The sequence below is a fragment of the Lysobacter sp. CFH 32150 genome (assembly GCF_022758295.1).
In the GTDB taxonomy this organism is placed as follows: domain Bacteria; phylum Pseudomonadota; class Gammaproteobacteria; order Xanthomonadales; family Xanthomonadaceae; genus CFH-32150.
Map to the genome: position 1 here is coordinate 146,767 of NZ_JALDWJ010000003.1, position 22,185 is coordinate 168,951.

Below are 22,185 nucleotides of genomic sequence, written 5' to 3' on the forward strand. Positions count from 1 at the left end.
CGATGCCGAAGCTTGACCGCTACCTGTCGCGCGAATTCGCCCAGTCAGTCTTCGCCGCGTTGGTGGTGCTGGGCCTCGTCAGCATGGGCGGGCTGTTCGCCGACCTGCTCAGCGAGATCGCCCGCGGCAAGGTGCCGGTGGCGCTGCTGCTGTCGCAGCTCGGGCTGCGGCTGGTGAATTTCCTGCCGATCCTGCTGCCGTTGGCGCTGATGCTGGGGCTGCTGCTGTCGATCGGCCGGATGTACCGCGATTCGGAGATGCCGGTGCTGGCCTCGGTCGGGGTCGGCCCCCGGCGCCTGCTCAGACCGCTGCTACTGGTCTCGCTGCCGATGCTGGCGGTCGTGGCGCTGTGCTCGCTCTGGCTGGGGCCATGGGCGAACCGGCTGTCGCAGCAGATGATCGTGCAGGCCAACCGCAACCTGCTGATTTCCGGGCTCGAAGCCGGCCGTTTCACCGAGCTGCCCGGCGGCGGCGGGGTGGTCTATGCCGGGACGATGTCCACCGATGGCACCCGGTTCGCGCGCATGTTCGTGTACCGGCAGCAAGGCGACCGCGTCGATATCACCACGGCGGAAGGCGCCAGCATGTTCTTCGAAGGCGAGCGCACGCGTTACCTACGGCTGGAGGACGGTTTCCGCGTCGAAGGCCCGGCCGCGGGCGGGCGCGACTTCCGCCTGGTGCGCTACGCCCGCAACGACCTGCGCCTGCCTGATCGCGAGGAAGCGCGTCTCAAGGATGACCCGGAGCTGCAGCCGACCCTGGCCCTGTTCGGCGATCGTCGCCGCGAGGCGCAGGCGCAGTTGCATTGGCGGATCGCACCGACGCTGCTCGGACTGGCGTTCGTGCTGCTGGCGGTGCCGATGGCGCGCAGCTCGCCGCGGCAGGCGCGCTACGGCCGCATCCTGATGGCTTTCTTCGCCTACCTGTTCGGCATGAACCTGATGATCCTCGGGACCCAGTGGCTGACGGAAGGCAAACTGCCTGCCGCCGTGGGGCTGTGGTGGCTGCTGCTGCCGGCGCTGGCGCTGGCGTCGTGGCTGTACCTGCGCGACGGGCGCATGCGCCGCCCGCGCAAGCAAAGGGCATCGGCGGCATGAGGCCTTTCCCAAAGCTCCACGATCTCTATATCGGCCGCGTGGTCGTCGCCACCGTGTTGTTGACCTGGGCGGTGCTGCTCGGGCTGGACCTGGTGACGGCGATCACCGGCGAGCTGAGCGATATCGGCACCGGCGACTATGGTTTTGTCCAGGCACTGACCCACATCGCCTACACCGTGCCGCGGCGGGCTTACACCCTGTTCCCGACTTCGGCGGTGATCGGCGCGCTGATGGGGCTGGGCCAGCTCGCGGCGAGTTCCGAGCTGACCGCGCTGCGCGCCCTCGGCCTGTCGCGACGGCGCCTGAGCTGGGCGGTGGCGCTGTCGCTTGCGGCGCTGACGTTGCTGATGGTGGTCAACGGCGAAACACTGGCGCCCTGGGGCCAGCGCCGTGCCGATGCGATCAAGGCCAGCGCCAAGTCCAAGGACATGATCGTCGCCCAGTACTCCGGGTTGTGGGCGCGCGAAGGCGACATGTTCCTCAATGCGCAGTCCGGCCAGGAGCGCGCCATCGGCACTGATCGCTGGCTGGAGTTGCGCGACGTGCGCATGTACCAGTTCGACGAGGAAGGCCGCCTGCAGTCGATCGCCCAAGCCAGCGTCGCCGAACATCGGCCCAGCGGTTGGCGCCTGCGCGACGTGCAGCGCACCCGGTTCGCCGCCAAGTCGGTCACCCAGGAGCGCATCGCCGAAGAACGCTGGGATACGCGCCTGGACGAGACCGCGCTGGCCGCCAGCGTGACCAAGCCGCGCTACCTGCCTTCGTCCGAACTGCGCGACAGCATCAACTACTTCAAGCGCAATGCGCTGGATTCCGGCGAGTTTGAGGAAATCTACTGGGGCCGCTGGTTCTATCCGCTCAACGTGCTGGCGCTGTGCCTGGCGGCAGTGCCGTTTGCATTCGGCCTGTTGCGCAGCGGCGGCTTGGGCAAGCGGCTGTTCCTCGGCATCCTGTTCGCGCTCGGGTTCTGGATGCTGCAAACGTTGTTCGCCAACCTTGCCGGCGTGTTCCAGCTCGACTATCGCGTTGCTTACGCCCTGCCACCGATCGTGATGCTGGCGACGTCGATGGTGCTGTTCAGGCGCAGGTCCGGCTAAGGCTTCGGCTCGCGCAGCAGGCGCGTGCCGCTGTAGCGGTCGTGCCAGGTCAGGCGTTCGCGGTCGAACCACGCCCACCAGAATCCCAGGCCGGCGAGCAGCAGCGACAGCGTGCCGAGCACGTAGCGCAACCACAGGCTGGACCAGCGCGGTTGCCCGCCACCGGGAGCCACCACCCGCAGCCGCCACGGCCGCATCCCTAGGGTCTGCCCGCCGCGATACCAGCTGACGGTGGCGTAGGCGCCGGTGATCGCCCACAACGCCACGAATTCGAGCAGTCCGAGTGCGCCCCCGAGCACCGCGTCGCCGCGGATCGCGACGAAGAGGGCCGCGACCAGGAACCACAGCCCGAACACAGGGAAGAAGTCGTAAAGCAGCGCCAGCAGGCGCCAGCCGATCAGGGCGGAAGGTTTCGTTTGCGCGTCGGTCATCGCGCCAGCATAACGGCGACGGCTGCAGTCGATAAGCGTGCAGTCGATAAGCATGCAGTCGATAAGCATGCAGTCGATAAGCCGGCGTCGATAAGTTCGCCGCGCGTCGCTAAGCTCGGTGCATGTCGTCGACCACGCCCGCCGAACGCCGCACCCGCGCCACGCAGCAACCACCGTTGCCGGACGCGGATGCCGCTGCGATCGAATCCTTCCTCGACGCGCTGTGGGCGGAGGCTGGCGTGGCCCAGGCAACGCTGGCGAGTTACCGCCGCGACCTCCAGGGCTTCGCGCGCTGGCGCAACGGTCGCGGCGGCGGCCTGGCCCGTGCGGATCGCGCCGCGCTGTTCGACTACTTCGCCCTGCGCACCCGCGAAGGGTATTCGCCGCGCAGCAATGCGCGCTTGCTGTCGGCGTTGCGCGCGTTCTTTGCGCACCGCTTGCGACGTGGCGACCGCAAAGACGATCCGACCGCATTGCTCGAACCGCCCAAACTGCCGCGCTCACTGCCAAAAGCCCTGGCCGAAAGCGAGATCGATGCACTGCTGGCCGCGCCCGACATGGCCACGCCGCTGGGTCTGCGCGATCGCGCCATGTTCGAGCTGATGTACGCCGCCGGCTTGCGCGTCAGCGAACTAGTGACCCTCCCGGCGACCGCGCTCAACCTCCGCCAGGGTGTGTTGCGCGTCGTCGGCAAAGGCGGCAAGGAGCGGCTCGTGCCGCTGGGTGAGGAAGCGCAGCACTGGCTCGAGCGCTACCTTGCCGAAGCGCGCCCGCAACTCGCCGGCAAGCGCCCGCTGGCACTGCTATTCCTCGGTAGTGGAGGGACGGCACCCAGTCGGCAGCAATTCTGGCAACTGGTCAAACGCTACGCCGGTGCTGCCGGCATCGAACCCAAACGGATCAGCCCACACGGCCTGCGCCACAGCTTCGCCACGCATCTGCTGAACCGCGGAGCCGACCTGCGCGCATTGCAATTACTACTCGGCCACAGCTCGTTGTCGACCACGCAGATCTATACGCTGGTGGCGCGTGAGCATCTGCAGAAGTTGCATGCGAAGCATCACCCCAGGGGGTGAGTGGCCCGCTTGTGTCGAAGCACAGCACGGAACAGCCATTCAGCCCACCACTTGAATCCTGAATCCGACCGTCCATCCCGGCCCATGCCACAATCGGGAACCTCCTGTTCGCCGGGCGCTCCAATGCCCGTCTATTCCACGCAAGGACCTCGATCCATGAAGCGCACCCTCTTCGCCGTCCTCGGCGCCATCAGTCTTTCTGCCTGTGCCCAGGCGCCGTCCCCGGCGGCTACTGCGGCCAAGCCGGGCGCGCAGAGCACGCCGACTGCACCCGGCAAGGCCGAGGCGACCGTCGTTGCCGGCACGCCCGAAGCCCGCGCCCGCGAGGCGCTGCGCAAGCTGAATCCGCAGATCAAGGTCGACCAGATCGGCGCCGCGCCGATCGCGGGGTTCCGCGAAGTGATCGTCGGCGGCCAGGTGGTGTATGTCTCCGACGACGGCAAGTACTTGTTGCAGGGCTCGCTCTACGACATCGAGAACAAGAAGAACCTCGGCGAAGCCAGCCTGGCGAAGGTCCGTACCGAGCTGCTGAAGAGCATCCCGGCCAGCGACCGCATCGTGTTCGCGCCGCCGAACCCGAAGCACACCGTGACCGTCTTCACCGATATCGAATGCGGTTACTGCCGCAAGCTGCACAACGAGATCGCCGAGTACAACCGCCAGGGGATCGCGGTCGAATATCTTGCTTTCCCACGCGCAGGCCTGGGCAGCGCGGACTTCAAGCACATGGTCTCGGTGTGGTGCGCGACCGACAAGAAGAAGGCGCTGACCGACGCCAAGAACGACAAGCCGGTGCCGGCCAAGGACTGCAAGAACCCGGTGACGATGCAGTACGACCTCGGCCAGCGCATGGGCCTGACCGGCACGCCGATGATCCTGGCGCGCGATGGCACCCAGCTCGGCGGTTACCTGCCGCCGGCGCAGTTGCGCGCGGCCCTGGACAAGCTCGCCGGCGGCGGCAAGCCGGCGGCGAAGTCGGAAGCGGCTGACCCGGTGGCGGCGACGGGCACCGGTGCCTGAGCCTTCGCCTCTTTTGTCGTGACCACGAAGCCGGCCTAGCGCCGGCTTCGCTACAATAGCGGGCCCGTTCTACACGGTTCCCCCGGACATGATCGTCCTCGAGGGCCAATCGGCCCTGTCGCCGTTCCGCCGCGAGCGGCTCGAAACCCGCTTGCGGGCTGTTTCTCCCGAGTTGCGCATCACTGGCGCCTGGTTCACCTACTGGGTGGAGCCGGAGCCGGGTGCGCGTCCCGATGGCACGACGTTGCAGCGCATCCTGCAGGCGTCCGACGCCGCGCAGCCGCTCGCCGCGAGCGCAGTTTCGCGCTACGTGCTGCCGCGGCTGGGCACGATCTCGCCCTGGGCCAGCAAGGCCACCGAGCTGCTGCATGGCGCCGGCTTGCCGGTAAAGCGCGTCGAGCGCGGCACCCGCATCGACCTGGCGGGTTGGCCGCAGGACCCGGCAACGCAGACCGCGGTCGCGAAGCTGCTGCACGACCCGATGACCCAATCGCTGTTGGCAGCCCGCGACGGCGCCGCCGCGCTGTTCACCACGCCGGCGCGCGGTGTCCTCGAACGCATTCCGCTGCCGCAGCTGGAAGCCGCCAACGCGCGCCTCGGCCTCGCCCTGGCCGATGACGAGATCGAGTACCTGCGCGACCGCTACACCGAACTCGGTCGCGATCCGCACGACGTCGAATTGATGATGTTCGCGCAGGCGAATTCCGAACACTGCCGGCACAAGATCTTCAACGCGTCGTGGACCATCGACGGGCGCGAGCAGTCGACGTCGCTGTTCAAGATGATCAAGCACACCCACGCGCAGACGCCGGAACACACGCTGTCGGCCTATAGCGACAATGCTGCGGTGGTGGAAGGCTATGCAGCACGTCGCTTCCGTCCGGATGCGGTCACGCACGAATACCGTGCCGAAGCCGAGACGCCGAGTGCGTTCTGCATCAAGGTCGAGACCCATAACCACCCGACCGCGATCGCGCCGTTCCCGGGCGCATCCACCGGTGCCGGCGGCGAGATCCGCGACGAAGGCGCGACCGGCCGCGGCGGCCGTCCGAAAGCCGGGCTGTGCGGCTTCAGCGTCTCGCACCTGCGCATTCCGACGCTGCCACAGCCGTGGGAAAGACAGCGCGCGCTGAATCCCCGCATGGCGCCGGCGCTGGAAATCATGCTCGACGGTCCGCTCGGCGCGGCGGCGTTCAACAACGAATTCGGTCGTCCCAACCTCAACGGTTATTTCCGCAGCTTCGAACTCAATGAAGGCGACGCACTCGCGCGCGCCTACGACAAGCCGATCATGCTCGCCGGCGGCCTCGGCGCCGTCGATCGACCGCTGGTCGAGAAGAAGCTGCTCTCCGCGGGCGATGCGGTGATCGTGCTCGGTGGCCCGGCGATGCTGATCGGCCTCGGCGGCGGTGCGGCCAGCTCGGTCGCTTCCGGCGACAGCGCGGAAGACCTCGATTTCGCTTCCGTGCAGCGCGACAACCCGGAAATGGAGCGGCGTGCGCAGGAAGTGATCGACCGCTGCGTCGCGCTGGCCGAACGCAATCCGATTTTGTCGGTGCACGACGTCGGCGCCGGCGGCTTGTCGAATGCGATTCCCGAGTTGCTGCACGACTCCGGCGTCGGCGGCGTGATCGATCTCGACCGGGTCCCCAGCGACGATCCTTCGTTGTCGCCGATGCAGCTGTGGTGCAACGAATCGCAGGAACGCTACGTGCTCGGTCTGCCGCAGGACCGCGTCGGTGAATTCGCCGCGATCTGTTTACGCGAACGTTGTCCGTTCGCGGTGGTGGGCACGGCGACGGCGGAAGAGCGCCTGGTCGTCGGCTATGGCGCGACGATGGAAAGCGTCTACGGCGGCGACGCTGCTCTTTCCCTTCTCCCCCCGGGAGAAGGTGCCCGTAGGGCGGATGAGGGCACGCAGCACCTCAATGTCACCGCTTCGCCGAACCCTCACCCCAACCCGCACCCCGGCCCAAGTGCTCAGCACTTGGGCGTTCACGAGCGCGCGGATCAGTGGTCCGCAAGCGCGCTCGCTCACCCCGCGGGGAGAGGGGCTCAAAGCTTCGCCATCGATTTGCCGATGGACGTGCTGTTCGGCAAGCCGCCGAAAATGCACCGCGACACCTCGCATCCGCCGGCACCGCGCTGGCCGGAACTCGCCACCGCCGCGCTCGATCTGCGCCAGGCCGGCCTGCGCGTGCTCGCGCATCCAACCGTGGCGGCGAAATCCTTCCTCATCACCATCGGCGATCGCACCGTCGGTGGTTTGACCGCTCGCGACCAGATGGTCGGCCCCTGGCAGCTCCCCGTTGCCGATTGCGCGATCACGCTGTCCGACTTCAACGGCTACGTCGGCGAAGCGATGGCGATCGGCGAACGCACGCCGCTCGCACTGCTCGACGCCGCCGCCGCCGCGCGCATGGCAGTAGGCGAGGCGATCACCAACCTCTGCGCCGCACCGGTCGAGACCCTGCACCGGATCAAGCTGTCGGCGAACTGGATGGCCGCCGCCGGCCACGCCGGCGAAGACGCACGCCTGTTCGATGCGGTGAAAGCTGTGGGCATGGAACTGTGCCCGGAACTCGACCTCAGCATCCCGGTCGGCAAGGACTCGTTGTCGATGCAGGCGCAATGGTCGACGGACGGCGTGGCGCAGAAATCGGTGTCGCCGGTGTCGCTCATCGTCACCGCCTTCGCACCGGTGGTCGACACGCGCGCGCAACTGACGCCGCTGCTGGCGCGCGACACCGATAGCGAGCTGTGGCTAATCGGCCTGGGTGCCGGCAAGCAGCGTCTCGGCGGCTCGATCCTGGCGCAATGCCATCCCGAAGCGGCTGGCAACAGCGCGCTACCCGCATTCGCTGGCGACGTGCCCGACCTCGACGATCCGCAACGTCTGCGCGCGTTCTTCGAACTGATCCGCGACGCCCGCGAAGCCGGTTTGTTGCGCGCCTACCACGACCGTTCCGACGGCGGCGCGTTTGCAGCGATGTGCGAGATGGCCTTCGCTTCGCACCTCGGTCTCGACATCAGCCTCGATGGCTGGGGCGAGGATCGCAGTGACGACGTGTATCGCACCCTGTTCAACGAAGAGCTCGGCGCGGTAGTGCAGATCACCGCCGAGGATCGCGCCGAATTCGCCGACCTGGTCGCGAGCCACGGCCTGATCGATTGCGCGCAACGCATCGCCAGGCCGACCACGGCGCCGACGATTCGCGTGCTCGACGGTGGCGACACCCTGGTCGAGTGGCGTTGGGAAGAGCTGTTCGATGCGTGGTGGTCGGTGACCCATGCAATGCAGAAGCTGCGCGACAACCCCGAAGGCGCTGATGAGGAGCGTGCCGCGGCGCGCGACTTCAACGCTCCCGGACTGAAGCCGAAGCTCACGTTCGACGCCAACGATGATATTGCCGCGCCGTACATCAACACCGGCGTGCGTCCGAAGGTGGCGATCCTGCGCGAGCAGGGCGTCAACAGCCAGGTCGAAACCGCGTTCGCGTTCGACCGCGCCGGCTTCGATGCTTTCGACGTGCACATGAGCGACCTGATCAGCGGTCGCTTCACCCTCGACCAGTTCAAGGGCATCGTCGCCTGCGGTGGCTTCAGTTACGGCGACGTGCTCGGTGCCGGCCGCGGCTGGGCGACTTCCATCCTCGAACGCAGCGCGTTGCGCGATGCCTTCGCCACGTTCTTCAACCGCGACGACAGCTTCGCGCTCGGTGTCTGCAACGGCTGCCAGATGATGTCGCAGCTCAAGACGCTGATTCCCGGGGCCGAGCACTGGCCGCAGTTCCTGCGCAACCGCAGCGAGCAGTACGAAGGGCGCCTGGCGCTACTGGAAGTCTTCGAATCGCCGTCGCTGTTCCTGCAAGGCATGGCCGGCTCGCGCATCCCGGTCGCCGTCGCGCACGGCGAAGGCCGCGCCTCTTTCGATGATGCTGATGACCAGGCCAGGGCCACCATCGCCCTGCGCTACATCAACGGCGATGGCAGCCTCGCGAGCAGTTACCCGGCCAACCCGAACGGCTCCACCGCCGCCATCGCAGGACTTACCTCACGCGACGGTCGCACCACCATCCTGATGCCGCACCCGGAGCGCACGCTCCGCGCCGCCAACTTCAGCTGGTCGCCACGCGAGTGGCAGGGCCCGCTGTCATCGGGCGATTCGCCGTGGCAGCGCATGTTCCGCAATGCCCGGGCGTGGGTGGGGTAATGGCGTCGTTGGACTGACGATTTCAAGGAAGGAATTCATCTTGCTACGCCATATCCTCATCACCACCTGCCTTTTTGTGGGCATGTCCACCGCATGGTCGAGCGAGCCAGGTCATGCGCTTTACGACCACGAGGATCCGGCGGCTTTCTATTTGCAGGCCCCACCAGGCGGCAAGGCTGGTCTTCGCAAAGCAATCAATGCGTCGTTGCAGCGTGATCCCAGGAATGTCGCTGCCCTGGTGCAGCGTGCATACGACTTCAAGGACAGGGGCGACTTGCCGCGCGCGGTGCGCGATTTCGACGCTGCATTGACGGCGGCCGAGCCAGGCAGCGCCAATGAGCGGCATGTGTTGTGGTCGCGTGGCTGGGTGCATTACGACCTTGGTGATGCGGCCGCAGCGCTACGTGATTGGCAACGTGCAGCGGAATTGCACAAGGGGCGGCCGCGCTGGGTGACATATAGCTATGCCCTGGCGTACGGAACGATGGGCCAGATGGGACAGGCCATCGGCTGGTACGACGCGGCCGTCGCCGCCATGCCCGAATGGGGAAGCGAAGCCGGGTTCGCTGAGCGCACCAAGCATTGGCGGGATGCGCAACGTTCTGAATTACGCGTGGTTTTCGAGGCTTGGCAGGTAAATGTCGCGGCCGGTACATCGTCGGTTCCAGCGCAGGCGGCCGACTGAACCCAGCGTATGTTCAGGAATGCACCGCTTCGTGAACTGAGGCCCCTCCGCGCAGCCGATCACGTTATCTGACCTGATAAAGTCGGACTCCCAGCCACGGAGGGCCGGCCTTGCCCTCCGACAGGCTCAGGTATGAGCGGAGTCAGATCAGCCGTGAACGCAGTCGTCAACGACATTGCCGGTAGCAGCGATGGCATCGAGGCCAGTGCCGACGAGCGCATCGTCGCCGCGCTACTGGAAAAAGGTCGGTTGAAGGATGCCGACCTTGCCCGCGCGCGCCGCTTGCAGGAGGAAACTGGCGGCAGTCTGCTGACGCTGCTGGCCCGACTCGGCCTGGTCTCCGAACGCGACCATGCCGAAACCGCCGCCACCGTGCTCGGCCTGCCGCTGGTCAGTGCCAAGGACGCGCCGGAATTGCCGCCGGAATCGGTGGCGCTGGCACCCAAGTTCATGAAGCAGTTCCACGTCGTCCCGGTCGGCGAGTCCGCGACCCACCTCGACGTGCTGATCGCCGATCCGCAGGACGTGTATGCACTCGACGCGGTGCGGTTGGCGACTGGTCGTGAAGTGCGGCCGCAGATTGCGCTGCGTTCGGAGATCGACGACCTGATCGAACGCTGGCACGGTCAGGGCCGCAGCGCGATGGGCGCGATCGTCGAGACTGCCGAAGGCGAGAGCGGCGACATGGATGATGTCGAGCATCTGCGCGACCTCGCCTCGGAAGCGCCGGTCATCCGCCTGGTGAACCTGATCATCCAGCGCGCGGTCGAGCTGCGCGCCTCCGACATCCACATCGAGCCCTTCGAGAACCGGCTCAAGGTGCGCTACCGCATCGATGGCGTGCTCGAGGAAGGCGAAAGCCCACCACAGAACCTGACTGCGGCGATCATCAGCCGCGTCAAGATCATGGCGAAGTTGAACATCGCCGAACGCCGCCTGCCGCAGGACGGCCGCATCATGTTGCGCGTGCAGGGCAAGGAGTTGGACCTGCGCGTGAGCACGGTACCGACCGCGCACGGCGAGAGCGTGGTGATGCGTCTGCTCGATCGCGAAACCGTGGTGTTCGATTTCGAGCGGCTCGGCTTCACCGATCACTTCCTGCCGCAATTCCAGAAAGTGCTGGAACAGCCGCACGGGATCCTGCTGGTCACCGGTCCCACCGGTTCCGGCAAGACCACCACGCTGTACACCGCGCTGAGCAAGCTCAACACGCCTGACGTCAAGATCATTACGGTCGAGGACCCGGTCGAATACCAGATCGAGGGCATCAACCAGATCCAGGCCAAGCCGCAGATCGGCCTCGATTTCGCCCACGCGCTGCGTTCGATCGTGCGCCAGGATCCGGACATCATCATGATCGGCGAAATGCGCGACCTCGAGACCGCGCGCATCGCCATCCAGTCCGCGCTCACCGGCCACCTGGTGCTCAGCACGCTGCACACCAACAACGCCGCCGGCGGCATCACCCGCATGCTCGACATGGGCGTCGAGGATTATTTGTTGACCTCGACCGTCAACGGCATCCTCGCGCAACGCCTGGTGCGTCGCCTCGAGCCGACGCATGCCGAGAAGTACGCGGCCTCGCCGGAGGAAATCGAGAAATTCGGCTTGCGCCGCTACCAGCCGCACGGCGAGGTCTACCTGTATCGGCCGCGGCCTTCAGCGATCGCGCCTACCGGTTACCTCGGTCGCACCACGATCATGGAATTCCTGGTGATGGACGACGAACTGCGCCGCGGCGTGATGCGCCACGCCGGCATGGGCGAACTCGAACAGCTCGCCCGCGATGCCGGCATGCGCACGATGTACGAAGACGGCCTCGTCAAGGCATTGATGGGCGTAACGACGATCGAAGAAGTGCTGCGCGTCACCGAGGACGCCTGACCCCATGCCGTTGTATCGCTATAAAGCGCTCAACACCCGCGGCGAGTTGCTCGACGGCCAGATGGAGGCTGCGAACGACAGCGAGGTGGTGCTGCGGCTGCAGGAGCAGGGCCACCTGCCGGTCGAAGCGAAACTGGCCAGCGAGGCCGGTGGCGATTCGGCGTGGCGGACGCTGTTCAAGCCCAAGCCGTTCGCCGGCGCGCGACTGGTGCAATTCACCCAGCAACTGGCGACGTTGCTGGGGGCAGGACAACCGCTGGATCGCGCACTGACGATCCTCCTTGAGTTGCCGGAAGACGAAATCGCCAAACGCACCATCGCCGACATCCGCGACTCGGTGCGCAGCGGCACCCCGCTGTCGACCGCGTTGGAGCGCCAGCACGGTACCTTCGGCAAGTTGTACGTGAACATGGTCCGTGCCGGCGAGGCCGGCGGCAGCATGCAGGAAACCCTGCAGCGGCTGGCCGATTACCTCGAACGCAGCCGCGCGCTGAAAGGCCGCGTCATCAACGCGCTGATCTACCCGGCGATCTTGTTGGTGATGGTCGGGTTGTCGCTGTTGTTCCTGTTGGGCTACGTGGTGCCGCAGTTCGCGGCGATGTACGACAGCCTCGACGCCGAATTGCCGTTCTTCTCGCGCATCGTGCTCGGCCTCGGCCTGTTCGTGCGCGACTGGTGGATCGTGTTGATCGTGATTCCAGCGCTGGCGGCCTGGTGGTTCGACCGCAAGCTGCGCGATCCGGAAGTCCGCGCGCGCTTCGATGAATGGCTGCTGCGGCAGAAGTTCGCCGGCCCGCTGGTCGCCAAGCTGGAAACCGCGCGGCTGGCGCGCACCCTCGGCACCCTGCTCAAGAACGGGGTGCCGCTGCTGACTGCGCTCGGCATCGGCAAGAACGTGCTCGGGAACCGAATGCTGGCCGCCGATGTCGAAGCTGCGGGCGACGACGTGAAGAACGGCGTCGGCCTGTCGACCGCGCTGGCCAAGGGCAAACGCTTCCCGCGGCTGGCGTTGCAGATGATCCAGGTCGGCGAGGAGTCCGGCGCGCTCGACACCATGTTGCTGAAGACCGCGGACACGTTCGAGCACGAAACCGGCATGGCACTGGACCGGATGCTGGCCGCGCTGGTGCCGGTGGTCACGATGCTGCTGGCAGGCGTGGTCATGCTCGTGATCCTCGCCGTGCTGACCCCGATTTACGACCTTACCAACGTCATAGGCTGATCGATGAAACTTTCCAATCACAGCATGCGCATTACGCGTTCGCCGGCACGGTCGGCTCAGACCGGTTTCAGCCTCATCGAGATCATCCTGGTCGTGGTGCTGATCGGCGGTATCGTCGCCTTCGCCGCGACGCGCATCCTCGGCGGCGGCGATCGCGCCAAGGCCAACCTCGCCAAGTCGCAGGTGCAGACGCTGGCCGAAAAGGTGCAGCAGTTCGAGATGGATACCGGAACCCTGCCGAACTCGCTCGATGACCTGGTCGACAGCAGTGCCGCAGGCTGGCTCGGCCCGTATGCGAAAGCGGCCGAACTGAAGGACCCCTGGAACCATCCGTTCGAGTACCACATGCCGGGCGACAACCAGGCGTTCGACCTGATCAGCTACGGCAAGGACGGCAAGGCTGGCGGCACCAGCGTCGATGCCGACATCAAGTACGAGTAAACGATGAACGCTGCCGGACGCCGCGGCGCGAGCCGGGCAAGAGCCGGCCGGGCGTCTGGCTTTTCCCTGCTGGAAATACTGCTGGTGATGGCGATCCTCGTCATCGCCAGCCTGCTCGCGGCCGCGGCGATGACCGGCGGCTTCGACGGCATGCGCCTGCGCTCGAGTGCGAAGGAAATCACCGCGCAGCTGCGCTACACCCGCATGCAGGCGATCGCGACCGGTCGCGCGCAACGTTTCACCATCGATCCGCGCGCACACGGCTGGACCGCGCCGAACGACCGCAATGGCGAAATCCCCAAGCAACTCGCGATTGCCTTCATCGGTGCGCGCGAGGTGCAGCCCCGCGAAGGCGAGGGCGCGATCGTGTTCTTCGCCGATGGTGCTTCCACCGGCGGGCGTGTGCAGCTCAGCGTCAAACGCGCTGCGTGGAATGTCGATGTGAAGTGGCTGACCGGCGAGGTGCGCCTCACCCGTGGGGAGGCCGCGCAATGAAACACCAGCGCGGTTACACGCCACCGCGCGGCGAGCGCGGTTACACGCTCATCGAAGTGATCGTCGCGTTCGCCGTGCTCGCGCTGGCGCTGACCTTGCTGCTCGGCATCCTGTCGGGCGCGACCAAGCAAGTGCGCTGGGCCGACGAGGCCGGGCGTGCGGCGTTGCACGCGCAATCACTGCTCGACCAGACCGGTGTCGGCGAAGCCTTGCAACCCGGGCACGAAGAAGGCGAGTTCGAAGAAGGGCGCTATCGCTGGTCGCTCGCAGTCGAACCGTATCGCGATCCTTCCGCGCAACAGGGCCCGCAACCGGTCGATCCCGGCGCGCCACAACTGCTGCGCCTGGAATTGCTGGTGCAGTGGGGCGAGGGCGGCCCACGCCAGCGCCTGCAGCTGCAGTCGTTGCGCCTCGTGCGCCCGGATGCGACGCAAGGGCAGGCGCCGTTATGAGGCGCGCACGCGGCTTTACGCTCATCGAAGTGTTGCTGGCGACGGTACTGCTCGCCACCGCGCTCGCGCTCGCGTTCGCCACCTTGCGTGCGGCGACTGCCACCGCGCAGCGAGGCGAGGCCATCGCGCAACGCAGCGAACGCATGCGCGCGGTCGAATTGTTCCTGCGTCGCAGGCTCGCGGGGGCCCGTCCGATTGCGTTTGAGCTGGACCAGGAGACCGGCACGCCTTCGCGCTTCCTAGGCGAACCCGACCGCGTCCGCTTCGTTGCCGACCTGCCGGATTACCTCGGCCGCGGCGGTCCCTACCTGCACGACATCAGCGTGGTCGACGGCGACGGCGGCAAGCAGTTGGACGTCACTTTCGCGATGGTCCTGGCTGGCGAAACCGTCGAGGAGCAGGACGAACGCCCACCGGAACAGCTAGTCACGCGATTGGAGTCGGCACAGTTCCGCTATCGCAGCTTGGACGCCGACGGCCGTCTCGGCGAATGGCAGGAGGAGTGGACGCAGGGCGATCGCCTGCCGCTGCAGGTCGAGATCACCCTGCGCGACCAGGATGGCCGCGACTGGCCGCCGCTGATCGTCGCGCTGCCGCTGGCCGGCAGTTACAGCGGCATGGTCGGAGAGTTGCCATGAGCACGTCTGTCATGAGCGTGTCTGCCATGGGCGCGCCTGCCATGAGCCGGCGCCACGCGGGGGCGGCGCTGCTGCTGGTGTTGTGGTTGATCGCGCTATTGACCGCGCTGATCGGTGCATTCGCGTTGATCGCCAAGGTTGAAGGCTTGCAGGGACGCGTGCTGCATCGCGGCGTGATCGCGGAGCAGGCCGCACGCGCGGGCATGGAGTACGCGATCACCCGCGCCAGCGAAAGCGATCCGCGCAGACAATGGCTGCCGGACGGACGCCCGTATGCCTGGCGATTCGCAGACGCGACGCTCGAACTCAAACTGATCGATGAAAACGGCAAAGTCGATCTCAACCAGGGCGACATGACCTTGCTGACGGCGCTGATCGAAGCGGTCGGCAGCGAACGCCGCGCGGCCGAACAGGTCGCCGCCGCGATCCTGGACTGGCGCGATCCCGATTCGCTCACGCAGCCCGTCGGTGGCGCCGAGGATTCTGATTACGCCTCTGCAGAGCGCGCCTATGGGGCCAAGGACATGGCGTTCGAAAGCGTGGCCGAACTCGAACAAGTACTCGGCATGACGCCCGAGTTGTATGCGAAGCTCGAACCGCACCTGACGGTATTCAGCGGCCGGACCCAGCCGGATCCCGCGTTTGCTTCAGCCGAAGTGCTGCGTGCGATGGGCCTGGATGCCGAACAGGTGTTGGCGCAGCGACGGGCCTGGGATCCGGCTTCCGGTGCACCCGCACCGACGCTGCCGGGCGGGCCGCCGCTCGTGGGCAGCAACAGCGGCACGTATAGTATCGACAGCCGCGCACGCCTTCGCGATGGACGCGAAGCAGTGCTGCGAGTGGTGGTGCGTGCCGGTGGGAACGGCGTGCCGGGATCGGCGTATACGCCGCTGCGTTGGGAGGAAGGAGCATCGCCACGATGACCGCGTTGAGCGACCGCGTAGGACGCTTTACCGCCCGCATGCAACCGGGCGCGGGCGGCTTGCTGGCATGGTGGGGACGTTCGTTGGCCGCCTGGCTGCCGGCGCGCTGGCGCGCCGCGCTCGGCTTCGGCCGCGATCGACTGCTGCTGGGCGAAGACGACGATGCGCTGCAGCTGCGCCTGGAAAGCGGCGACGGCGTGCGTGACCTCGGTCGCCTGCCGTTACTGGGCGGCCTCGGTTTCGAGAACGATCCGCTCACGTCCGTCTTGCATTCGACCATTGCCGATCTGCCGCGTTGGCTGGTCCTGCCAGCCGCGGCCGGCCTGCGTCGGCGCCTGACCTTGCCTGCCGCTGCCGCCGAACGTCTCCGCGACGTGGTGTCGTTCGAGATCGATCGGCAGACCCCGTTCACTGCCGATGCGGTCGCATTCGACGCTCGCATCCTCGGCCGCCGCGCCAGCGACGGGCAACTCGATGTCGAACTGGTCGCGGTGCCGCGAGCCAGCCTGCAGCCACGGCTGGACGCGCTCGGCCCGCTGGCTGCGACGCTGTCGGGCATCGAGCTCGCCGACAGTGCAGGTACGCCGCTCGGCGTCAACCTGCTGCCATTGGCGCAACGGCGCCAGCGCGCCGATCCATGGCAGCTTTGGAACTGGGCACTGGTGGCGTTCGCGCTGATCGCGCTCGGCATCGGCCTCTGGCAGGTGCTGGCCAACCGCCGCGCTGCCGCCGATGCGTTCAAGGCAAGTGTCGATGCCCGCACCCCGGATGCCCAGCGCGCCGCGGCACAACTGCGCCGACTGGTCGACGCCGTCGAAGGTCAGAACTTCCTCGACCAAAGCCGCAGCGGCCGTCCCAGTGCGATCGAGATCATGGACGAGCTCAGCCACCGACTGCCCGACAGCACTTATCTGGAAAAACTCGCGATCGAGAACGACAAGCTGCTGCTGATCGGATTGAGTAGCGAGGCTTCGTCGCTGGTCGACCGGCTCGATGACTCCAAGCTGTGGCGCGCAGTCGCCCTTACCGGCGCACTGCAGCCCGATCCGCGCACGAACCGCGATCGCTTCACCCTCACGGCCGATCTCGCCATCGCCGCCCCGCCTGCGCCACAGAAGTCTTCATCACCCCAGGAGGCCGCCGATGCCGGCAACGCCGCTGCCCGCTGAGCGCGACCGCTGGCTGGCGCTGGGCCTGCTGCTGGCGGTGCTCGCGCTCGCCTACCTGGTGCTGGTGCATCCGTGGTGGACTGCGCCGATGCAGGAGGTCAACGCCCGCATCGCCGCACTGCAGGACCGCGAGCTGCGCCTGCGCACGCAATTGCAGCAGGCGCCGGAAGTCGAGCGCCGCTTGCAACAGGTACTGGCAGCCCAGCGTGCGCGCCCGGGTTTCCTGCCCGAAGCGACACCGGAATCCGCCACCGCCGGCCTGGTGCAGCGGTTGGAAACCGTGGTCGTGCAGGCCAGCCCGGGCAATCGCAGTTGCGCGATCACCAATCGCTCGCCGCTGACTGAATCGCGACCGGAACGCTTCACCCGCGTCACCGTGCAGGTGCGGTTGCGCTGCGGCGCGCCGGAGCTCGCGGCGGTGTTGCACGCACTCGAAGCCGGTACGCCACGCGTTTTCGTCGACAACCTCAATGTGTTGGCGCAGCGGTATTTCTTCCTGCCGGGACAGAACCGCTCGCAAAGCGGCGGGCTCGATGTCAGCTTCGACTTGTATGGTTACGTCGCACCGAGACCCGGTGCACCGGCGGCGGGGGTGACCCGTGCGCGTTGACACCGCCGGTCCGCGTACCTGGTTGCTGGCCACGTTTGCCGGCTGGGCGTTGCTGTTGTGGCTGCTGGCGCTGCTCGGCATGGGTGGCAACATCGCCCGGCTGGATGACGATCCTGCCCTGCTGCAGCGCTTGCCGACGCCACGCGCGCCGGCACCGGAGCGGATCGGACCGCCGACGCAATATGCCGAGATCGCCGCGCGACCACTGTTCGCGGAAGATCGCCGGCCGCAGCTGTTCTCGCTGCAGCCCGAGGGCGATGCGGCGCAAGCACAGGCCTTCGACTTCGTCCTGACAAGCGTGTTGATCACGCCGTCGCTGAAGATGGCCATCGTGCAACCAGCTGCCGGAGGCGAATCGATCCGGATGAAGTTGGGCGAGGCACCGGCGGAAGCACAGGGTTGGCGGCTGGTGACGTTGAATTCGCGCAGCGCCGTTTTCGAAGGCCCGCAAGGGCAGAAGACGCTCGACCTGCGCGTCTTCGACGGCCAGGGCGGCGAGGCGCCGACGGCAGTAGCCAGGCCGGCGACTGCGACGGCGGTCCAGCGCCCCGACCAGCCTGAGGTCGCCGTGGAGCAGCCCGCCCCCGCTACGCGCCCAGCGACGCCACCGCCAGCACCCGCTACAACCACGCCGCCCAAACAACCCGCTGTCGCCGGCGAAGCGCCGATGACCCCTGAAGCGCAGATGGAAGCGATCCGCAAACGCATCGAAGCGCGCCGTGCGCAGCTGCGTGCGGAAGCCCAACGCGATCAAGCAGCGCCGCCAAAAACAAAATGAGAGTGCGAGCCATGAACCTTCGACCCAATCTCGCAGCACTGTTAGGCGCGGCCCTCGTCACGGTCCTGGCCAGCTGTGCCAGCGCGCCGACACCGACCGTGCAGCGCGGCGGACATATGCCGCCCGCCTCGACATCCGCGGGCACGCAGGTCACGCCCCTGCCCAAGGAAGCGGAGCCAGAAGCGGCCAGTCCGCAAGCGCAGATCCGTCGTGGCACGGGCCAGGTGATCAATCGCGCCGCGGCGAGTGCGCCGCCACCGAACCTGGGCGGCACCTCCGGCGCAGCGACCTTCAACTTCGAAGGCGAATCCGTCCAGGCGGTGGTCAAGGCCATCCTTGGCGACATGCTCGGGCAGAACTACGTCATCGCGCCCGGCGTGCAGGGAACGGTCACCTTGGCGACGCCGCACCCGGTGAGCCCGGCCAAGGCACTGTCGCTGCTGGAGATGGTGCTGGGCTGGAACAACGCGCGCATGGTCTACAGCGATGGGCGCTACAACATCGTCCCGGCCGACACCGCGCTCGCCGGTACCGTCGCACCGCGCACCGGCTCGCCTGCGCTGGCGCGTGGCTACGAGGCGCGGGTGGTGCCGCTGCGCTACATCTCCGCCGAGGAGATGAAGAAAGTACTGACGCCCTACGCACGGCCGAACGCGATCGTCAGTACCGACAACGCCCGCAACGTCATCACCATCGCCGGTACCCGCGCCGAGCTCGAGAACTACCTGCGCACGATCGAGATCTTTGACGTCGACTGGCTCTCGGGCATGTCGGTCGGTGTATTCCCACTGAAGTCGGGCAAGGCCAGCAAGGTCGTCGCCGACCTCGAAAAAGTCTTCGGTGAACAGAGCAAGACTCCGGTTGCCGGCATGTATCGCTTCATGCCGCTCGACGGCGCGAATGCGGTGTTGGTGATCACGCCGCAGCCGAGTTACCTCGACGACATCCAGCAGTGGCTGGAGCGCATCGAAGGCGCCGGTGGCGAGGTGCAGCTGTATTCGTACGAACTGAAGTACGTCAAGGCCAAGGATCTCGCCGACCGCCTCTCCGAAGTCTTTGGCGGCGGCCGCAGCGGCGGCGGCAGCGATGGCGGCAGTGTCCCATCGCTGATGCCGGGGCTGGAGCCGACCGAGATCAAGGACAGCGGTGACGGTAGTTCCAGCAGTGCGCAGGTCGGCGGCGGCCTTGGTGAGGGACAGCTGTCGCTGAGCCCGAACCGTGGCGGCGGCAATGGCAGCGTCACGCTCGAAGTCGAAGGCGACCGTGTCGGCGTGTCCGCAGTGGACGAAACCAACACTCTGCTGGTGCGCGCCAGCCCGAGCGCATGGAAATCGATCCGGGAAGTGATCGATCGCCTCGACGTGATGCCGTTGCAGGTGCATATCGAAGCGCAGGTCGCCGAAGTGAAACTGACCGGTGCGCTTGAATACGGGGTCAACTGGTATTTCGAGAACCTGATCCCGGGCCTGCCCGGCGCCGTTGCTGGGGATGGCCATACCGCAAGCGATCTACGCGGGCGCGCGCGCAGCCGTGGCATCTGGGGCGACACCGGCGGCAGTGCCGGCAGTCCCGATGGCCTGATCTGGAATTTCCTCGGCAAGAATGGCGCAGCCGTGATTCATGCCCTCGATGAGGTCACCGATGTGCAGTTGCTGCAGACCCCGTCGGTGGTGGTGCGCAACAACGTCGAGGCCACGCTCAACGTCGGCAGCCGGATTCCGATCTCGTCGGTCACGTTCAATCCAAATAGCGGCAGCGACGGCAACACCTTCAGCCAGGTGCAATACCTCGACACCGGCGTGATCCTCAAGGTGCGGCCGCGGGTGACGAAGGACGGCATGGTGTTCCTGGACATCGTGCAGGAAGTCAGCTCGCCGGGCGGCGAACCGGACGACAACGGCAACGTCCGCATCGATACGCGGCGGCTGAAGACGGAGGCTGCGATCCAGAGTGGTGAGACGGTCATGCTTGCGGGCCTGATCCAGGATGGCGTCACGCGCGGCTCGTCCGGTGTCCCCGGGCTCAGCCGGATTCCGATTATCGGGAGCCTGTTCGGTACGCAGTCATCGGCGACCGACCGCAGCGAAGTGATCGTGCTGTTGACCCCGACCATCATCCGCAATCCACAGGAAGCACGCGACCTGACCGACGAATACGGCCGTCGCTTCCGCGCGCTTGAACCGCTGAACAGGAAGGGCAAGCCCCTGCCGCCGCAAGCGCAGTGAATGCAGCTGCGCTACCGGTGGTGGTGCTGCCGGTAGGCGTCGACGACGACGCGCTCGATGCCTGCCTCGGCGCACTTGAGGCAGGCACACCACCAGGCACGCGCGTATGGCTCGCCGATGATGCCCAGGCCGGCCCGCGCGGGTTGGCCATCATCGAACGCTGGCTCGAGCGCACCGCGCTGCAGGCGCATTACACCCGTCGCCAGCGCATGTTCGGCGAGGTCGCACACCTGGATGAAGTGCTGCAGGCCTGTGGCAACGCCGATGTCGTCGTGCTCGCGCCGGATGCGATTCCCACGCCGGGCTGGCTGCAGCAACTTGGCGCCTGCTTCGCCCGCGATGCCGCCATCGCCACCGCGACGCCGTGGAGCAACGCCGGCGAAACCGCGTCCTGGCCACGCATCGGCGAGATTGCACCAGCGCCCGATGACGCGGGGCAATTCGCGCGCGCCTGCGCCGCGATGCCACCGTTGCATCCCGAACTTCCCGCCGCCGTCAGCCACGCCGTGGCCTTGCGCGGCTCCGCACGCAAGCGCGCCGGCGGTCTCGACGCCGCCAGCTATGGCTCCTGGTATGCAGCGCTGATCGACCTGTCGTTGCGCATGAGTGGCCTCGGTTGGCGCAATGTGCTTTGCGAAACCGCCTTCGTCGCCCGTGTCGGTGAGGGTGCCCCCTTCGACGGCGACCTCGATGCGCTCGCCGCGCGCTGGCCCGCCTGGCACGCGCGCCTGGCGCAATTCCTGATGGACGACCCGCTGCATGCAATGCGCGCGCAACTGGTGCAATTGCTGGCCACCGTCGGCCCACCGATGCCGCAACGGGACCTGTTCACATGAACACGCTCGCTGGCATCGCCGCAGTCGTGGTCACTTATCGCAGCATCGAGACGATCGACGACTGCCTGGCACGTCTGCGCGCCGCGGAGGACGTGACCGAGATCCGTGTCGTCGACAATGGTTCCGACGATGGCACCCTGACCAGTGTGCAGCGCCATGCCGCGGCCGATTCGCGGGTACGTTTCATTGCCAATCCCGACAATCCCGGTTTCGCCGTGGCCTGCAACCAGGGCGCAGCCGACAGCCATGCGCCGTGGCTGGCCTTCGTCAATCCCGATTGCCTGGTCGAAACCGATTCGCTTGCGCGGCTGCAGGCACACGCAGCTGTGCTTGGCGATGCATTGCTCGGCGCCGACCTGGTCGATGAAGACGGCGTGCGCGATGCGGCCGCGCGCCGCCACGATCCGCACTTCGCCGCGATGCTGCGCGCGCCGTCGGCGGCGCGGCTTGGCGTGCCGGTCGATGCCTCGCGGATCGTGCAGCCTGTACAGGCGATTTCCGGCGCGCTGATGCTGTTGCCGCGTGCGTTGTTCGAACGCATCAGCGGTTTCGACACGGGCTATCGCCTGCATGCGGAAGATCTCGACCTGTGCCGGCGTGTGCGTGAAGCCGGTGCCGCGGTCGCCGTCGCCAACGACGTGCGCGTGATGCACGTGCGCGGCGTTTCGTCACGCTCGAAGCCATTGTTCGTCGAATGGCACAAGCATCGCGGCCTGTGGCGTTATTTCCGCAAGTTCGAAGCATCGCAGCGCGGCCTGCTCACGCGCTGCGCGGTGTTCGCCTTGATCTGGGGCCGCTACCCGTTCGCCACGCTGCGCGCGTTGCTGCGTTCATCGCAGGGTGGGCTTTAGCCCACCATCGCGGAATCCACGGTGGAAAACGGTGGGCTAAAG

General features: G+C 66.9%; 20 protein-coding genes. 19 read left to right on the forward strand and 1 reads right to left on the reverse strand.

Annotated elements, in window-relative coordinates:
- The first annotated feature begins 2 nt into the window (after positions 1–2).
- Positions 3–1,097 (forward strand): LPS export ABC transporter permease LptF, encoded by a 1,095-nt coding sequence (gene lptF, locus MO486_RS06925; RefSeq protein WP_242905555.1) that lies wholly within the window; start codon positions 3–5, stop codon positions 1,095–1,097.
- On the forward strand, positions 1,094–2,194 hold the full coding sequence (gene lptG, locus MO486_RS06930; protein ID WP_242905556.1) for an LPS export ABC transporter permease LptG: 1,101 nt from the start codon (positions 1,094–1,096) through the stop codon (positions 2,192–2,194). The genes lptF and lptG overlap by 4 nt, the downstream gene beginning before the upstream one ends.
- Here the strand turns inward: lptG and MO486_RS06935 are convergent.
- A complete protein-coding gene (locus MO486_RS06935; protein WP_242905557.1) occupies positions 2,191–2,625 on the reverse strand; it encodes an RDD family protein in 435 nt (144 codons plus the stop codon). The two genes, lptG and MO486_RS06935, sit on opposite strands and share 4 nt — an antisense overlap.
- Positions 2,626–2,747: 122 nt before the next feature.
- Between MO486_RS06935 and xerD the strand changes: the two genes are divergently transcribed.
- The 17 genes from xerD (at position 2,748) to MO486_RS07020 (ending at position 22,143) form a co-directional block, all read left to right on the forward strand.
- Positions 2,748–3,701: a site-specific tyrosine recombinase XerD gene (gene xerD / locus MO486_RS06940; protein ID WP_242905558.1), complete on the forward strand. Its 954-nt coding sequence runs from the start codon at positions 2,748–2,750 to the stop codon at positions 3,699–3,701.
- Positions 3,702–3,857: 156 nt separating this feature from the next.
- The gene (locus MO486_RS06945) at positions 3,858–4,721 is read left to right on the forward strand and encodes a DsbC family protein (protein ID WP_242905559.1); all 864 of its coding nucleotides are present in this window, start codon (positions 3,858–3,860) and stop codon (positions 4,719–4,721) included.
- An 88-nt stretch (positions 4,722–4,809) separates the two neighbouring features.
- Positions 4,810–8,934 carry a phosphoribosylformylglycinamidine synthase gene (gene purL, locus MO486_RS06950; RefSeq protein ID WP_242905561.1) on the forward strand — a complete coding sequence of 1,375 codons (4,125 nt, stop codon included), beginning with the start codon at positions 4,810–4,812 and terminating at the stop codon, positions 8,932–8,934.
- Complete coding sequence (locus MO486_RS06955) at positions 8,912–9,619, forward strand: tetratricopeptide repeat protein (protein WP_242905563.1); 708 nt, start codon at positions 8,912–8,914, stop codon at positions 9,617–9,619. Before purL ends, MO486_RS06955 begins: the two co-directional genes overlap by 23 nt.
- 132 nt (positions 9,620–9,751) lie before the next feature.
- A complete protein-coding gene (gene gspE, locus MO486_RS06960) occupies positions 9,752–11,503 on the forward strand; it encodes a type II secretion system ATPase GspE (RefSeq protein WP_242905564.1) in 1,752 nt (583 codons plus the stop codon).
- 4 nt (positions 11,504–11,507) lie between these two features.
- Entirely contained in the window at positions 11,508–12,725 is a 1,218-nt protein-coding gene (locus tag MO486_RS06965; protein WP_242905565.1) for a type II secretion system F family protein, read from the forward strand.
- 3 nt (positions 12,726–12,728) lie between these two features.
- Positions 12,729–13,166 carry a type II secretion system protein GspG gene (locus MO486_RS06970; protein WP_242905568.1) on the forward strand — a complete coding sequence of 146 codons (438 nt, stop codon included), beginning with the start codon at positions 12,729–12,731 and terminating at the stop codon, positions 13,164–13,166.
- Between the two features lie 3 nt (positions 13,167–13,169).
- Positions 13,170–13,661 (forward strand): GspH/FimT family pseudopilin, encoded by a 492-nt coding sequence (locus MO486_RS06975; protein ID WP_242905571.1) that lies wholly within the window; start codon positions 13,170–13,172, stop codon positions 13,659–13,661.
- Entirely contained in the window at positions 13,658–14,113 is a 456-nt protein-coding gene (locus MO486_RS06980) for a prepilin-type N-terminal cleavage/methylation domain-containing protein (RefSeq protein WP_242905573.1), read from the forward strand. The genes MO486_RS06975 and MO486_RS06980 overlap by 4 nt, the downstream gene beginning before the upstream one ends.
- Complete coding sequence (locus MO486_RS06985) at positions 14,110–14,751, forward strand: prepilin-type N-terminal cleavage/methylation domain-containing protein (protein ID WP_242905575.1); 642 nt, start codon at positions 14,110–14,112, stop codon at positions 14,749–14,751. Before MO486_RS06980 ends, MO486_RS06985 begins: the two co-directional genes overlap by 4 nt.
- Positions 14,752–14,792: 41 nt before the next feature.
- Positions 14,793–15,674, forward strand: a complete 882-nt coding sequence (locus MO486_RS06990; RefSeq protein ID WP_242905983.1) for a general secretion pathway protein GspK — start codon at positions 14,793–14,795, stop codon at positions 15,672–15,674.
- Positions 15,671–16,843: a PilN domain-containing protein gene (locus MO486_RS06995; protein WP_242905577.1), complete on the forward strand. Its 1,173-nt coding sequence runs from the start codon at positions 15,671–15,673 to the stop codon at positions 16,841–16,843. The genes MO486_RS06990 and MO486_RS06995 overlap by 4 nt, the downstream gene beginning before the upstream one ends.
- Complete coding sequence (gene gspM / locus MO486_RS07000; RefSeq protein ID WP_242905578.1) at positions 16,818–17,453, forward strand: type II secretion system protein GspM; 636 nt, start codon at positions 16,818–16,820, stop codon at positions 17,451–17,453. Before MO486_RS06995 ends, gspM begins: the two co-directional genes overlap by 26 nt.
- A complete protein-coding gene (locus MO486_RS07005) occupies positions 17,443–18,231 on the forward strand; it encodes a general secretion pathway protein GspN (protein ID WP_242905579.1) in 789 nt (262 codons plus the stop codon). The genes gspM and MO486_RS07005 overlap by 11 nt, the downstream gene beginning before the upstream one ends.
- An 11-nt stretch (positions 18,232–18,242) precedes the next feature.
- Entirely contained in the window at positions 18,243–20,456 is a 2,214-nt protein-coding gene (gene gspD / locus MO486_RS07010) for a type II secretion system secretin GspD (RefSeq protein WP_242905580.1), read from the forward strand.
- Positions 20,453–21,292 carry a glycosyltransferase gene (locus MO486_RS07015; protein WP_242905581.1) on the forward strand — a complete coding sequence of 280 codons (840 nt, stop codon included), beginning with the start codon at positions 20,453–20,455 and terminating at the stop codon, positions 21,290–21,292. Before gspD ends, MO486_RS07015 begins: the two co-directional genes overlap by 4 nt.
- The gene (locus MO486_RS07020; RefSeq protein ID WP_242905582.1) at positions 21,289–22,143 is read left to right on the forward strand and encodes a glycosyltransferase family 2 protein; all 855 of its coding nucleotides are present in this window, start codon (positions 21,289–21,291) and stop codon (positions 22,141–22,143) included. Before MO486_RS07015 ends, MO486_RS07020 begins: the two co-directional genes overlap by 4 nt.
- Positions 22,144–22,185 lie beyond the last annotated feature (42 nt).

Coding starts and splice junctions, on each gene's coding strand:
- MO486_RS06985 (WP_242905575.1), top strand. CDS start 14,110: ATGAGGCGCGCACGCGGCTTTACGCTCATCGAAGTGTTGCTGGCGACG.
- MO486_RS06965 (WP_242905565.1), top strand. CDS start 11,508: ATGCCGTTGTATCGCTATAAAGCGCTCAACACCCGCGGCGAGTTGCTC.
- MO486_RS06970 (WP_242905568.1), top strand. CDS start 12,729: ATGAAACTTTCCAATCACAGCATGCGCATTACGCGTTCGCCGGCACGG.
- lptG (WP_242905556.1), top strand. CDS start 1,094: ATGAGGCCTTTCCCAAAGCTCCACGATCTCTATATCGGCCGCGTGGTC.
- MO486_RS06995 (WP_242905577.1), top strand. CDS start 15,671: ATGACCGCGTTGAGCGACCGCGTAGGACGCTTTACCGCCCGCATGCAA.
- MO486_RS06955 (WP_242905563.1), top strand. CDS start 8,912: ATGCCCGGGCGTGGGTGGGGTAATGGCGTCGTTGGACTGACGATTTCA.
- gspM (WP_242905578.1), top strand. CDS start 16,818: ATGCCGGCAACGCCGCTGCCCGCTGAGCGCGACCGCTGGCTGGCGCTG.
- MO486_RS06980 (WP_242905573.1), top strand. CDS start 13,658: ATGAAACACCAGCGCGGTTACACGCCACCGCGCGGCGAGCGCGGTTAC.
- MO486_RS06990 (WP_242905983.1), top strand. CDS start 14,793: ATGAGCCGGCGCCACGCGGGGGCGGCGCTGCTGCTGGTGTTGTGGTTG.
- gspD (WP_242905580.1), top strand. CDS start 18,243: ATGAACCTTCGACCCAATCTCGCAGCACTGTTAGGCGCGGCCCTCGTC.
- MO486_RS06945 (WP_242905559.1), top strand. CDS start 3,858: ATGAAGCGCACCCTCTTCGCCGTCCTCGGCGCCATCAGTCTTTCTGCC.
- MO486_RS06975 (WP_242905571.1), top strand. CDS start 13,170: ATGAACGCTGCCGGACGCCGCGGCGCGAGCCGGGCAAGAGCCGGCCGG.
- MO486_RS06935 (WP_242905557.1), bottom strand. CDS start 2,625: ATGACCGACGCGCAAACGAAACCTTCCGCCCTGATCGGCTGGCGCCTG.
- purL (WP_242905561.1), top strand. CDS start 4,810: ATGATCGTCCTCGAGGGCCAATCGGCCCTGTCGCCGTTCCGCCGCGAG.
- MO486_RS07020 (WP_242905582.1), top strand. CDS start 21,289: ATGAACACGCTCGCTGGCATCGCCGCAGTCGTGGTCACTTATCGCAGC.
- lptF (WP_242905555.1), top strand. CDS start 3: ATGCCGAAGCTTGACCGCTACCTGTCGCGCGAATTCGCCCAGTCAGTC.
- gspE (WP_242905564.1), top strand. CDS start 9,752: ATGAGCGGAGTCAGATCAGCCGTGAACGCAGTCGTCAACGACATTGCC.
- xerD (WP_242905558.1), top strand. CDS start 2,748: ATGTCGTCGACCACGCCCGCCGAACGCCGCACCCGCGCCACGCAGCAA.